This is a genomic window from Tatumella saanichensis (assembly GCF_000439375.1).
GTDB classification, from domain to species: Bacteria; Pseudomonadota; Gammaproteobacteria; order Enterobacterales; family Enterobacteriaceae; genus Tatumella; species Tatumella saanichensis.
Genome location: NZ_ATMI01000005.1, coordinates 80,446 through 94,732 on the forward strand (window position 1 = coordinate 80,446; position 14,287 = coordinate 94,732).

Annotated in this window: 10 protein-coding genes; 3 read left to right on the forward strand and 7 right to left on the reverse strand. The window is 51.5% G+C overall.

Annotation, left to right across the window (positions count from 1 at the left end):
- Positions 1 to 159: 159 nt before the first annotated feature.
- The 3 genes from focA (at position 160) to pflA (ending at position 4,278) form a co-directional block, all read left to right on the forward strand.
- Entirely contained in the window at positions 160 to 1,020 is an 861-nt protein-coding gene (gene focA / locus DW47_RS0103795; RefSeq protein WP_029685014.1) for a formate transporter FocA, read from the forward strand.
- Positions 1,021 to 1,109: 89 nt separating this feature from the next.
- Complete coding sequence (gene pflB, locus DW47_RS0103800) at positions 1,110 to 3,392, forward strand: formate C-acetyltransferase (RefSeq protein ID WP_029685015.1); 2,283 nt, start codon at positions 1,110 to 1,112, stop codon at positions 3,390 to 3,392.
- A 145-nt stretch (positions 3,393 to 3,537) separates the two neighbouring features.
- Positions 3,538 to 4,278 carry a pyruvate formate lyase 1-activating protein gene (pflA, locus tag DW47_RS0103805; protein ID WP_029685016.1) on the forward strand — a complete coding sequence of 247 codons (741 nt, stop codon included), beginning with the start codon at positions 3,538 to 3,540 and terminating at the stop codon, positions 4,276 to 4,278.
- Between the two features lie 67 nt (positions 4,279 to 4,345).
- Here pflA and DW47_RS0103810 read toward each other — a convergent pair whose 3' ends face one another.
- The 7 genes from DW47_RS0103810 to DW47_RS17640 all read right to left on the reverse strand — a co-directional run.
- Entirely contained in the window at positions 4,346 to 5,497 is a 1,152-nt protein-coding gene (locus DW47_RS0103810) for an MFS transporter (RefSeq protein WP_029685017.1), read from the reverse strand.
- A 220-nt stretch (positions 5,498 to 5,717) separates the two neighbouring features.
- Complete coding sequence (locus tag DW47_RS0103815; protein WP_029685018.1) at positions 5,718 to 6,710, reverse strand: Csu type fimbrial protein; 993 nt, start codon at positions 6,708 to 6,710, stop codon at positions 5,718 to 5,720.
- Positions 6,711 to 7,149: 439 nt separating this feature from the next.
- Positions 7,150 to 7,320 carry a transposase domain-containing protein gene (locus DW47_RS17865; RefSeq protein WP_420911395.1) on the reverse strand — a complete coding sequence of 57 codons (171 nt, stop codon included), beginning with the start codon at positions 7,318 to 7,320 and terminating at the stop codon, positions 7,150 to 7,152.
- Between the two features lie 266 nt (positions 7,321 to 7,586).
- A complete protein-coding gene (gene serS / locus DW47_RS0103825; protein ID WP_029685020.1) occupies positions 7,587 to 8,879 on the reverse strand; it encodes a serine--tRNA ligase in 1,293 nt (430 codons plus the stop codon).
- A 94-nt stretch (positions 8,880 to 8,973) separates the two neighbouring features.
- Positions 8,974 to 10,317 (reverse strand): replication-associated recombination protein A, encoded by a 1,344-nt coding sequence (locus tag DW47_RS0103830; protein ID WP_029685021.1) that lies wholly within the window; start codon positions 10,315 to 10,317, stop codon positions 8,974 to 8,976.
- A 7-nt stretch (positions 10,318 to 10,324) separates the two neighbouring features.
- Positions 10,325 to 10,936, reverse strand: a complete 612-nt coding sequence (gene lolA / locus DW47_RS0103835; RefSeq protein ID WP_029685022.1) for an outer membrane lipoprotein periplasmic chaperone LolA — start codon at positions 10,934 to 10,936, stop codon at positions 10,325 to 10,327.
- A 174-nt stretch (positions 10,937 to 11,110) separates the two neighbouring features.
- Positions 11,111 to 14,287 (reverse strand): DNA translocase FtsK (locus DW47_RS17640; RefSeq protein WP_029685023.1); only part of this gene is annotated, 3,177 nt, incomplete at its 5' end.

Below are 14,287 nucleotides of genomic sequence, written 5' to 3' on the forward strand. Positions count from 1 at the left end.
TAAAAAATTTTTTAACCATTATAATCAGCAGGTTACCTATAAATCACCCTTATTTTGGTGAGTATTCCCCAGAACTTCCTCGCTAAAATGATCCACATCAATACCCACCAATGACCCATTTGTTACTCTACTTGTAGTAGAGAAACCGTAGAGGTTAGTGTGAACACTGACAATTCTTTTGAACTGTTACCCCCCGCTGCCTTAGCAGCAGTTGCTGAAGCTAACGGCATCACTAAAACGCTGAAACACCCCTTACACACTTTTTTGCTGGCGATCATGGCTGGCGTATTTATCTCCGTCGGATTCACCTTTTATGTCACCGCCACAACCGGTATCGATGCGCTGCCCTATGGACTGGGTCGTCTGGCAGGCGGGATCGCCTTTTCTCTTGGTCTTATGCTGGTCATTGTCTGTGGTGCCGAACTGTTTACCTCTGCGGTATTGACCGTTGTGGCTAAAGCCAGCGGAAAAATTACCCTTGGGCAACTGGCCCGCCACTGGCTAAACGTCTACGCCGGCAATCTGGCCGGAGCGTTGCTGTTTGTCTGCTTAATCTGGCTGTCCGGACAGTACCTGGTCGCGGGTGGGAGCTGGGGAGCGAATGTCCTGCAAATTGCTGACCACAAACTGAGTTATAGCTTCAGCCAAGCGCTGTGCCTCGGTATCTTGGCGAATCTGATGGTCTGCTTGGCAGTCTGGATGAGTTATGCCGGTCGCACCCTTACCGATAAGCTGCTAGTGATGATCCTGCCAGTGACCATGTTCGTGGTCTGTGGCTTTGAACACAGCATCGCAAACCTGTTTATGGTGCCACTCGCGATTATCATCAAAAGCTTTGCAGGACCTGAATTCTGGCAACTGAGCGGGCTTACAGCAGAGCAATTTTCTGCCCTGACGCCTGGACAGTTTCTCGTGAATAACTTAATTCCTGTCACCCTCGGCAATATTCTCGGTGGTGCGCTGTTAGTGGGATTAACCAACTGGTTTATTTACCGGCGTAATGGGCCCGTCAGCCACTGACATCCCCCTTACATACCGTTCATTTTTGACCCAGCAGAGGGCAGCTCCCTGCCCATATGCTGATATCAACCTAATAAGGCAGGCGTATCATGACTGAACTTAATGAAAAAATGGCCCAGGCTTGGCAGGGATTTACTGCCGGTGACTGGCAGAATAGCATTAATGTCCGCGATTTTATTCAGGCCAACTACAGCCCTTATGAGGGGGATGAATCCTTCCTCAGTCAAGCGACCCCAGCCACCAGCCAGTTGTGGGAACAGGTTATGGAAGGGATCAAAACCGAAAACCGTACCCATGCGCCGGTGGATTTTGATACGGATCTGGCCTCAACCATTACCTCTCATGACGCCGGATATATCGACAAATCCCTAGAGAAAATCGTTGGCTTACAGACCGATGCACCGCTGAAACGCGCACTGATCCCCTACGGTGGTATCCGTATGGTGGAAGGTTCTTGCCAAGTTTACGGCCGTGAATTAGATCCAGCACTGAAGAAAATCTTTACCGAATACCGTAAAACGCATAACCAAGGTGTGTTTGATGTCTATACCCCGGACATTATGCGCTGCCGTAAATCAGGGATCCTGACCGGCCTGCCTGACGCCTACGGACGTGGCCGTATTATCGGCGATTATCGTCGCGTGGCCCTGTACGGTATCGATCAACTGATGAAAGATAAACTGGCACAGTTCACCTCCTTACAGCAGGATCTGGAGCAGGGTAATGATCTCGAAGGGATCATTCGTCTACGTGAAGAGATTGCTGACCAGTATCAAGCGCTGAAGGACATGAAAATCATGGCCAGTCGTTATGGTTGTGATATTTCAGGCCCAGCCACCAACGCCCGTGAAGCGGTTCAGTGGACCTATTTCGGTTACTTGGCGGCAGTCAAATCGCAGAACGGGGCCGCTATGTCTTTCGGCCGCGTCTCCACGTTCCTGGATATCTATATTGACCGTGATATTAACGCCGGTACCTTGAACGAAGAACAGGCCCAGGAGCTTATCGACCACTTAGTCATGAAACTGCGGATGGTACGCTTCCTGCGTACCCCAGAATACGACGAGCTGTTTTCCGGTGACCCTATCTGGGCCACCGAATCGCTGGCCGGTATGGGCCTAGATGGACGGACACTGGTGACCAAAAATACCTTCCGCTTCCTGAATACCCTGTACACTATGGGTCCTTCTCCGGAACCGAACATGACCATTCTCTGGTCTGAACAGTTACCGCTGAATTTCAAAAAGTATGCCGCCAAGGTCTCCATTGATACCTCGTCGCTACAGTATGAGAACGATGATCTGATGCGCCCTGATTTCAACAGCGATGACTATGCTATTGCCTGTTGTGTCAGCCCGATGATTGTCGGTAAACAAATGCAGTTCTTCGGCGCACGGGCCAACCTTGCCAAAACCATGCTGTATGCGATTAACGGCGGTATTGATGAGAAACTGAAAATTCAGGTCGGACCAAAACAGGCACCGATAACCGACGAAGTGCTGGATTTCGATACAGTGATGGCACGGATGGATCATTTTATGGACTGGCTGGCCACTCAGTATGTAACAGCCCTCAATGTCATTCATTATATGCACGATAAATACAGCTATGAAGCGGCGCTGATGGCACTGCATGATCGTGATGTCTATCGTACTATGGCTTGCGGTATCGCCGGGTTATCGGTGGCGGCGGACTCGCTGTCGGCCATTAAATATGCCACCGTTAAACCAATCCGTGACGAAAACGGACTGGCTATTGACTTTGAAATTGAAGGGGAATATCCGCAGTTCGGCAATAATGATGCACGGGTCGATGAACTGGCCTGCGATCTGGTTGAACGCTTTATGAAAAAAATACAGAAGCTGAAAACTTACCGTAATGCGGTCCCGACTCAGTCGGTACTGACCATCACCTCTAACGTGGTGTACGGTAAGAAAACCGGTAACACCCCAGATGGTCGTCGCGCCGGTGCCCCCTTCGGTCCTGGTGCTAACCCAATGCATGGCCGTGATCAAAAAGGTGCTGTGGCGTCCCTAACCTCAGTGGCCAAACTGCCGTTTGCTTACGCCAAGGACGGGATCTCTTATACCTTCTCCATCGTCCCAAATGCGCTAGGCAAAGACGATGAAGTGCGTAAAGCCAACCTTGCCGGGCTGATGGATGGCTATTTCCATCATGAGGCCACAATCGAAGGTGGACAACATCTGAACGTCAATGTCATGAACCGCGAAATGCTGCTGGATGCGATGGATAACCCAGAGAAATATCCGCAGTTAACCATTCGCGTCTCTGGGTATGCGGTACGCTTTAATTCGCTGACCAAAGAACAGCAAAAGGATGTGATCACCCGTACCTTTACTCACGCTCTTTAAATAATACCCATGGCTACCCTCTCAGGCTCCGTTTAACGGAGCCTGATTAATCTGAAGAGTTAATACGGTGAGTAGTGTGCTCACCATTTTTCAGTCCATTTCAACCGGCCTGCCTGTTGCAGTTGCCCATCCGGAGGAAACCAGAATGTCAGTGACTGGTCATATCCATTCGATTGAATCCTGCGGCACCGTAGATGGTCCGGGGATTCGTTATATTGTCTTTTTCCAAGGTTGCTTGCTTCGCTGCCTGTATTGCCATAACCGGGATACCTGGGATACCCATGGTGGTCAGGAAATCACGGTGCAGAGGCTAATGGACGAGATGCTTTCCTACCGCCATTTTATTACCGCTTCTGGTGGTGGTGTCACCGCATCAGGGGGAGAGGCTATCTTACAAGCGGAGTTTGTCAGAGACTGGTTTCGTGCCTGTAAAGCGGCGGGCGTTGAGACCTGTCTCGATACCAATGGTTTTGTGCGCCGCTATGATGCCGTCATCGATGAGCTATTGGAGGTGACTGACCTGGTGATGCTAGACCTGAAACAGATCAATGATGATGTTCACCAGAAACTGACCGGTGTACCCAATCATCGAATGCTAGACTTTGCTCGTTATCTACAGCGTATCGGTAAACGCACCTGGATCCGCTATGTGATCGTTCCGGGGTATACCGATGATGAAGCCTCTGCTCGCCAGTTGGCCGAATTCACCCGTGGTATGTCTAACATCGAGAAGATTGAACTGTTGCCTTATCATGAATTGGGTAAACATAAATGGCAGGCAATGGGAGAAACCTATCAACTGGACGGGGTCAAACCGCCACCAAAAGAGACCATGGAGCGGCTGAAAAACCTTATTGCCAGCTATGGACATAAGGTCGTCTACTGATAATAAAGGGCCACTAGGCCCTTCATTATTTAGAATTTAGACGCTGTGCTTGAGTTAGACGCTGAACTCAGGCGTGGGCCAACGGTGTCTCTTGATGATGAGTCTTACGCAGCAGCATCAGCAGATAAGCAAAAGAAACAGCACCAATAGCGGTAAACAAGACTCGGTCAGAAAAGTGCTCCATCAACAATGAAATCAGTAATGGCCCGAGTAGGCTGCCGGCGGTATAACTCAGTAATAAGGTCTGATTCATAGTAATCAGTTCATGATGAGCGACCTTTTCACACGCCCAGGACATCGCCACCGGATACAGCGTAAAACAGGCAGTTCCCAGCAGAAATAATGCAGGGACCATCGCCATCTGCGTCAGCATCGCCATCGCCCCCAAGATCACCATAAAGACCTGTACTCGCAAGACCAACAGACGACCAAAACGGTCTGCCAGACGACCTACTGGCCACTGTCCCAGAATAGCCGCGCTGACCAGCAATGCCATCCAATAACCGACCTGAGCATCACTCATTCCCTGATGGGACAGATATAGCGGCAATAGACCGTATAAACAACCGAGCAGTATGCCAGAGAGAATACAGCCGTTAATGCCAATTCTTGAGCTGTGGCGGGTGAGCATCTCACGGATAGCTGGGTGGCTACCATTCTCTGGTCCCTGAGGTGCAGACACTTTGGCGAACAGCAACGGCACAATCGCGACTAAGATACACAACGTCATCAACGGAACGATATGTTGAACGTCATCGGCGAAGGCACTGATCATCAGTTGTCCGGCAACAGTGCCGAGATAATAGACAATCATATAAGCGGCCAGCAGTGCTCCTCGATTAGCTCGGGTTCCCGCACACAATAGCGCACTCTCTACTACCACCCAGATAATGGCACAGCCGCTGCCGGCCAGAAAACGCCACAGCACCCAACCGCTGAAACCGCCACTGAGTAATAGCGCCGCTGTAGCGACGGCAAAAATGACCGCTGCCAGAAAATAGCTGCGGCTAAATCCTAGAGAGTGGATAACTTTTCCGGCCAGAAAAATCCCCAATAAATTTCCCGCAAAAAATGCCGAGCTTACAGTACCGGCCTGCCAGGTCGCATAATGTTCGTGGGCTAGCCATAAAGGCACCAAGGTATTTAATACCGCGATGGCGATAGTTAATAACAGTAAACCAGAGAGTAGCAGCAATACCGGACGGGACCATGAAGACATAGTCTGAAAACCATTGAGCGAAAATAATTGCGCGCATAATGGCACCGGAAAAATTAAAGTCAATCGGCAAAAAATAGCAGAGCATTTTTTGTGTGAGGAGGCAGGAAAGGTGACTTCTTTTAGGTTGAGAAATATCCACCTAATAACGAATTATCAGGCTTAAGAAAGCGATACAGCCTGAGATTAGGCTATCGTCGTTTATATAATAGTCCATTATCAATCAGTAATTTATAGTAACCCGATTCATCCCGTTATCGGTATAACTGCCTGCCGGAGGCCAGTCCTGGTTTGGTACCATGCCATAAACTGTTAGACTTTTAGTCGTATCATTACCAATATTCACCGTTTCAATATTACTCGAATTCCATACTTGTGTATGTGAGGCATCTTGGTACAACTGATAAGGGATACAGTTACTCCCAGAAGCGTCACACATATTTCTCAAAGATTGTTGACTGTGTAGACCATTGCCAAGTGCTACCGAGAAAGTCGTGTTGACGGGACAACTGATGGTGACCGTTACCGTAGCGGTACCGCCCAATTGAGCAGAATTAACCGGACTTAACTCACCGAAACTCATATTACTGACCTGATCAATCGCACAACCGTTCTTTACCGTGGCGCTGGCCATAGCACCGTCGGTAATAGTAAAACTCTGGGTCGCAGGCATGGCGGCACAGGAAGGCAGTTGGCCAGATGTGCTGGCATAAGCGTATTTCACCCTATAACCCCCGAAGTTATAGTTGTAATAGTCATAAGCCATCAACTTGTTCTGTCCTGACAACACCCGACCAATCAGTGTGACAATCGAGGCCTCGGAACCGGCACCGGAATTTCCCCAACCAGGCACCACCAAATCCAGTTGTGAATAGCTGGCACTGTTGGCACTTAATGGCGTATCGGGGTTATCCGAAGGGTAGAGATTAAAATAAAGTGGATATCCAGAAACGCCATTAGGATTCATGACCAGGGGAGCGTTGCTGGTATTTAAATTCAAGCACAGGCGAAAGTATTTAGTCTCAGAACTATAATTATTGCATCCCAACGTAATACTGCTGGTCGTCGAGGCACTCTGCCCCGCCGTAACCGTGCCGAAATTATAGCTAGTTCCGGCCTTCCAGTAAGAGCAGCCGGTATCAGCAGAGGCCGTTGCCGAGTAACCCCACCCGGCAAGGGTGATCACTGCGAAGAATAAAACTCTGATTACTGACATACTGCCTCCGTTTGTACAGTTGCTTGCCTTCCTGGTAACCGGTCCGGTAACCGGATCTGACAGTCCCCATTAGGTTGATGAACTATCACGGTGCCCTTTTCAGGAGGATCCTCGAGATAAATCTGCCCACCATAGCCCACCAAAGTATTGGCCGTCCCTTTCTCTGGGCGGGTACCCTGTGCAGTCTTCACCGTCACAGGCGCCGCAAAGGAGAGACTGCCAAAGATCACACCTGATAACAGGTGGCTCGTGACCTCCATCTGGTAGACCACCCGTAATGGTGACCAGCCAGAGTTAGCGTATTAATTAGCTGTGCGAGCGAATGTACCATCGTTTTACGGCGTATCCGGCGTTCTCCATAGCATCCCGTCGACCGCCATTAGCGTGAGACCACTCCAATGCGACAGTGCGTTTTTTCAAACCATAGCTGTCGGGTCTTTTAAAAAATCAAGTGTACAGCCTCAGCGCCAAGGCGCTGCCTAGCCCGCATGACCGCGCGGGGTGCGACAAAGGAGCGTTTACCGGGTAAGACGATATCGAGGTGTGAGACGAGCTGGTTCATAGACGGTGAACGGAAGAGTGCCATGCCGGTGACAGCCCAGACCATCATTTCGATAGGTAGGCGACGTTTTCGCACGGTGGCAACACCAGTATCAGCCAGGCTTTAGTCAATGAGTTCGGGTGCAAGCAGGTCAGAAAGCGCTGAGAACTTAAGAATGGCATCAAGGGCCTGACTGAGTTACATAAAAAAATCCGTAATCTTCCATGGATGATTACGGATTATCACACAGCAACCGGATCGTTCAACCGATCATTTCTGTCTTAACAGATCGGCATTAGCCACAGCGGGCAGGTTTTTAATCTTTTGAGCATTGATTAGCCAATTGACTCAAGGTTATCCATATACGGCTTCAACACTTCAGGGACCAAAATGCGGCCGTCTGCCTGCTGATAGTTCTCCAGTACCGCCACCAAGGTGCGCCCTACCGCCAGCCCAGAGCCATTCAACGTGTGAACCAGCTGAGTCTTTTTCTCTCCTTTGGCACGGCAACGTGCCTGCATACGCCGTGCTTGGAAGTCCAGCATGTTTGAGCAGGAAGAGATCTCACGGTAGGTATTTTGTGCCGGTAACCAGACTTCTAAGTCATAGGTTTTGCTGGCACCGAAGCCCATATCACCACTGCATAGCAGCATTTTACGATAAGGCAGATTCAGGAGCTGCAGCACTTTCTCAGCATGACCGGTCAGTTCGTCAAGTGCAGCCATTGAGGTTTCTGGTGCGACGATCTGTACCATTTCGACTTTATCGAACTGGTGCATACGGATCAGACCGCGGGTATCACGACCATATGAACCGGCTTCAGCACGGAAACACGGAGTATGAGCCGTCATTTTTAACGGCAGCGTTTCTTCCTCGAGGATCTCATCGCGTACCAAGTTAGTCAGTGGCACCTCAGCCGTTGGGATCAAGGCATACTGGCTACTGTCAGCTTCTTCTTCTAGCGGGCGAGTATGGAACAGATCATTACCAAATTTTGGTAACTGCCCAGTACCGTACAAGGAATCCTGATTGACCAGATAAGGAACATACACTTCGGTGTAATTGTGCTCACGGGTGTGCAAGTCCAGCATAAACTGGGTTAAAGCACGATGCATACGGGCAATCTGGCCACGCATCACCACAAAACGAGAACCCGTCAGTTTAACCGCAGAAGCAAAGTCCATCCCCCCGGCCATTTCGCCAAGGTCAACGTGGTCACGCACCTCGAAATCAAACGATTTCGGCTCGCCCCAGCGGCTGACTTCCAAGTTTTCACTGTCGTCTTTACCCATTGGAACGTCATCCGCCGGCAGGTTTGGTAGAGTCAGTGCCAAATTACGGATTTCAGTCTGTAAGGCATCCAACTCACCCTTAGCCGCTTCCAGACGCTCGCCGAGTTCATTCACTTCCTTACGCAATGGCTCGATATCTTCCCCACGCGCTTTGGCCTGACCAATGGATTTGGAACGTGAATTACGTTCAGCCTGAAGGTTTTCAGTTTCTACCTGTAAAACTTTCCGGCGTTCTTCCAGAGAACGTAATGTTTCAACATCCAGAGTAAATCCTCGGCGTGCCAGTTTTTCTGCAACTGCGTCTGGCTCATTACGCAGCAGATTGGGATCGAGCATGCTTATCCTGTGTATGAGTTATTGAGATGAAATATCGTCGGGAGAAATCCACAAAACGAAGTGTAACACTGCTCACCTTACCGTAATGTCTAGATCAGCGGTAGCGTTTTATCTGGCTATTGTGATCCTGTTCGGCCAGCCATTCCAGCTTTTCCGCAATTTTTGTTTCAAGACCACGACTGACTGGTGAATAATAACGCGTGCCGGCCATTTCCTGGGGAAAATACTCTTCACCGGCAGCATAGCCATGGGGTTCATCATGGGCATAACGATAGCCTTTTTTCAGCCCCATCTCTTTCATCAACCTTGTCGGGGCATTCCGTAAATGATCGGGCACATCGTAATCAGGAGATTCACGGGCACTCTTCATCGCCGCATTAAATGCCTGATAGACTGCATTACTTTTCGGTGCGCAGGCAAGATAAACAATGGCTTGGGCAATAGCTCTCTCCCCTTCCGCTGGCCCCACCCGGGTATAACAATCCCAGCCTGCCAGGGCAACCTGCATGGCTCGCGGATCAGCATTACCGATATCCTCAGAGGCAATCGCCAGTAGACGACGGGCCACATACAACGGGTCGCCGCCAGCGGTGATAATTCGCGCATACCAATAAAGTGCCGCATCCGGCGCCGAACCGCGTACCGACTTATGCAGCGCGGAAATAAGGTCGTAATAGCGGTCCCCTTTATTATCAAAGCGGGCAGAACGCTCACCGGCGACCTCCGTCAGCAGGGCCGCGGTCAAATGGCGAACACCGTGACTGTCGGCTGGCGCCATATCCGCCATCATCTCCAAGGTATTCAGGGCTCGACGCGCATCACCATTAACCAGTTCCGCGATCATTCTACGGGTATCATCCGGTAGACGGAGTTCCTGTCCGCCCAGTCCTCGTTCAGTATCGGCCATCGCCTGGCTAAGTAGTGCCTCAATATCACTTACGGTCAGCGATTTAAGCAGGTAAACACGGGCACGTGACAGTAGCGCGGAATTTAGCTCGAAAGACGGATTTTCGGTGGTCGCGCCGATAAAGGTAATGGTTCCGTCTTCAATATGTGGCAGAAACGCATCCTGCTGACTTTTATTAAAACGGTGGACTTCATCGACAAACAAGATAGTACGTTGACCCGCTTGGCGACTTTGTCGGGCACGTTCAATCGCTTCACGGATCTCCTTAACACCCGAGGTCACCGCCGAAATACGCTCAACACTGGCGCGGGCATAACCCGCAATAATTTCTGCAAGCGTGGTTTTACCAGTGCCCGGAGGCCCCCAGAGGATCATTGAGTGCAAATGCCCCGCCTCAATGGCCCGTGGCAAAGGCTTACCCGGTGCCAGCAGATGCTGCTGGCCGCCGTATTCTGCCAAGGTGCGTGGACGCATCCTGGCCGCCAGGGGTTGAAACTGGTTATCCGAGAAGTCCAGACTGAGTGTGTCCACTATCGCCTCACTGACGCTGGTCGTCGACAGTCACTCCTTTAGGCGGAGTGAAGGTAAATTTATCTGGGCTGATCGCCCCGTCTTGCTGACTGGTCAGCTGGTAGGCGCTGCGCTGCCCGTCCTGTTCCACCGCACTGAACTGGCGGATTGTCCCGGTCGAGGTCACATTGATGGTGAACTGTTTGAGGTTACCGTCGGCACTTTTAGGAGTCAGTTCAAAATTATCTCCCTGTTGTTTTACATTATAGTGCTTCCAGTCAGAAGGCTGATTACGGGCGATCAGCATAAAGGGGGTATTGCTGGTGGCATTTTTAAGCCAAGTCGCGGTCACCTGTTCAACAAAAGGGTTATAGAACCACAAGGTTTTACCGTCAGAAATAAGGGTGCTCTGATCGGGGGCTGTCATCTGCCAGTTGAACAAACTCGGACGTTTGACCCAAAGTTCACCTTTACCGTCCTGAACGTTGTTCCCGGAACCATCGGTGACTTTTTGGGTGAAGGCCGCATGAAAGCTGGTGACTTTATCCAGACGGGACTGCAGAGACGCCGCATCATCCGCATGGCTGGCCGCAGAGATCATCAGACTCACAATACCTGTAGCAATCAATAACTTTTTCATTTTGCATTCTTCCTTATTACTCTATTGCAGCCGATTATTTTCAACCTTAGACACTGCCGGTGTGATCCAACAGGAGAAAAACCTGAAATCCTAGGAATACTATGGGGGCAAAAGCTAAGATAAACAACGGGCCGGAGAGTTCCGGCCCGAGTGAAGACAAAGTAAGTTTAGTGATCAGAGTTCATGCGGCGGCGGTGACAGCACTTCGCGGTTACCATTATGCCCAGGTTCTGAGACGATCCCCTGAGCTTCCATCTGCTCGATGATCCGCGCGGCTCGGTTATAACCGATACGGAACTGACGCTGTACCCCAGATATCGAGGCGCGACGTTTTTCCACCACAAAACCGACAGCCTGATCAAATAACGGATCCAGTTCTTCCCCGTTACCTTCCGCACCGCCAGCACCGCCTTCGTTATCATCGCCAGCGGTAATGCTATCGATATACTGCGGTCGACCACGCGCTTTCCAGTCCTGTACCACAGCGTGAACTTCCTGATCTCGAACAAAGGCCCCATGCACACGTATCGGCATTGAAGAGTTTGGCGGCACATACAACATATCTCCCATTCCCAGCAGAGATTCCGCGCCGCCTTGGTCAAGGATGGTACGGGAGTCAATCTTACTGGAGACCGTAAACGCAATACGGGTTGGGATATTAGCTTTAATTAGACCGGTAATGACATCCACTGACGGACGCTGTGTTGCCAGTACTAGGTGGATACCTGCTGCACGGGCCTTCTGCGCCAATCGAGCAATCAACTCTTCAACTTTCTTACCCACTGCCATCATTAGGTCAGCGAACTCATCCACCAACACAACGATATATGGCAGTTTTTCCAGCACTGGCGGCGTGGTATCCATGCTGTCACCCGGTTTCCAGAAAGGATCGGGAATTGGACGGCCCATGGCTTCGGCCTGCTCAATTTTTTCATTATAGCCAGCCAGGTTACGTACCCCCAGCGCGGACATCAGCTTATAACGACGTTCCATCTCACCGACACTCCAGCGCAGCGCATTGGCCGCATCTTTCATATCCGTGACCACCTCGGTCAGCAAATGAGGGATCCCTTCATACACCGACAGTTCCAGCATTTTCGGGTCGATCATAATGAAACGAACTTCATCAGGGGTCGCCTTGTACAGCATACTGATGATCATTGCATTGACGCCGACAGACTTACCGGAACCGGTAGTACCCGCCACCAGCAAGTGCGGCATTTTTGCTAAGTCCGCAACCACAGGCTGACCAGCAATGTCTTTACCTAACACAATCGCCAGCGGTGACGGGTTGTCACGGAATTTTGCGCAATCCAGCACTTCTCGCAGATACACGGTTTGACGGTGCTTGTTCGGTAATTCTAGACCCACATAGGGTTTACCCGGAATGACTTCAACAATACGCACCGCTACCGCCGACAAAGAACGCGCCAGGTCACGAGAAAGGTTGGAAATCCTCGCGGCTTTGACACCCGGTGCCAGATCAAGCTCAAAACGGGTGATGACTGGGCCAGGAGAGATACCCACAACCTCAGCTTTGACACGGAAATCATTCAGTCGCGCCTCCACCAGTTGACCGGTCTGCTCGAGGGCAAACATATCTACCGGCTCTTCTTCCACAGGGGGAGGGGTCAACAGATCCATGGTCGGTAACGGTGTGCTCGGTTTTTCAAGCGGTTGCTCATGGCGCACTAAGAACGGATGGAAAAGGCTTTGCTGAGGATCCGCAGCCGCTACTGTTTCAGTCGCGGCTGGACGGGCAGTCTGTTCAGTTGCCGGTGCAGACGTGGTTGCCTGCGGACGGACAGCATAATCCGCTGGCTGAGCAGCACTCTGTGAGCTCGATTGTTCTGCCGCGTAACCAGCGACGTCAGGATGTTCCTGATGTGCTTGCCACGCTGGTGCTGAAGCTTCAGTCGCCGTAGCATTGACACTGATCGGTGACTGCGGTGCGTTAAAACTCGGCGACTGTGGAGCTGAAACCGGAGCCTCAGGGACGAAGTCAAAGACCGGAGGATCAGCGACCGGTGCAGGCTGTTCAGTGGTTACCGACGCCGGTGCCACAGGATCTGGGGTCACAGTGACGCTCTGGTAGCGCTGCTGTTGCTGCTCGGCAAACTGACGGGCCAAGGCAGCCTGCTGATCCTCATCCTCTTCTTCTGCAGAAATCGTCTGGTGATGGTCGCCGTAGCGGGCTTTCTGCTGTTCAGCAAAGGCCTGGCGCAGATGGCGCTGATCGAAACCGTCATCTTCCTGCGATGTCACCGCGCTGAAGTCATCAACGTCCTCACTAACTGCTTCAGTCTGACGCTGCTGCTCTTCACGGGCTTTCTCCTCCGCTAAGCGCTGCGAAGGGAGTTTAATGCCGTAAGAGGCCATTTCACGGCGGGTCGGCAAACGCACCGGATTAGGTCGTGGTAATTCTGGGCCACCAACGCCTTGCTTAACCTGAGGGCTAGGATGACGCCCAGCCGATTCGAAGCTCGTAGAGGCATTCTGTAATTTGCCCATACTGGCGGCTACGGCAAAGGGGGATTGTCCCGCGGGTTTTGACGCCGGTGTAGTTTGCATCTGTGGCTGTGACTGAGCCGCTGCAGAAGCAGGCTGCAACCCGCTAGGTACAGTCTGTGGGCGTGCCGCAGCAGAGATGTTGTCCACCTCAGGGCGAGGGGTTGAAGTCTGCGGCTGCGACGGAGTCGTTGCTGCGGGGCTAGAAGTCTCTACGTACCGGCGAGCTGCTGGCTCTGTTGCAGCCGGCGCTGAAGCATATTGCGGTTGAGTTGCTATCGGACGCTGAGCCGGTTCGGACGTTTGTGGCGGAACCGGTTGATTACTCGGCACTTCAAAGTGGTAAACAGGCGGCTCTACCGGGTTGACTGTCTCCGCAGAACGCGGCACAGGTGTGGACACCGCTGGCGTGCTGATCCCCGGTGCGGCATAGGCTTCAGGTACCGTATAGGCAGACTGCGCCACCGGCGATGTTGTGAAATCTGAAGCCGCTACGCTGGCAGCGGGTACTGCCGTAATCGGAGCCGAATGCACCGCATCGGTAGGTCTCGGCGCCAGCAGCGGATCACTCTCGTCCACGGCAGTAAAAGTGCTACGACTGAACAGCGGATCAGCAGCCTCATTGGCATCAGCTGGCATGCTGAACAGCGGATCTTGATCCTCTGAGGTAGGTTTTCTACGGCTGAGTAAGCGACGACGACCTTTAGGTGTAGATAACAGTGGATCTTCATGGTCTGCCGAGGAACTCGCTGAAGCTAACTCATCATCAGCGTTGTCATCATGCCAGTGCTCATCATGGCGGGAAAGGGTGCTGGCGAACGTCAGCACACTCATCACTACCCC

What these genes read in the sequence shown, in the direction of transcription:
- pflB (WP_029685015.1), top strand. Translation starts at nt 1,110, where the DNA reads ATGACTGAACTTAATGAAAAAATGGCCCAGGCTTGGCAGGGATTTACT.
- pflA (WP_029685016.1), top strand. Translation starts at nt 3,538, where the DNA reads ATGTCAGTGACTGGTCATATCCATTCGATTGAATCCTGCGGCACCGTA.
- DW47_RS0103810 (WP_029685017.1), bottom strand. Translation starts at nt 5,497, where the DNA reads ATGTCTTCATGGTCCCGTCCGGTATTGCTGCTACTCTCTGGTTTACTG.
- DW47_RS0103815 (WP_029685018.1), bottom strand. Translation starts at nt 6,710, where the DNA reads ATGTCAGTAATCAGAGTTTTATTCTTCGCAGTGATCACCCTTGCCGGG.
- DW47_RS17865 (WP_420911395.1), bottom strand. Translation starts at nt 7,320, where the DNA reads ATGATGGTCTGGGCTGTCACCGGCATGGCACTCTTCCGTTCACCGTCT.
- serS (WP_029685020.1), bottom strand. Translation starts at nt 8,879, where the DNA reads ATGCTCGATCCCAATCTGCTGCGTAATGAGCCAGACGCAGTTGCAGAA.
- lolA (WP_029685022.1), bottom strand. Translation starts at nt 10,936, where the DNA reads ATGAAAAAGTTATTGATTGCTACAGGTATTGTGAGTCTGATGATCTCT.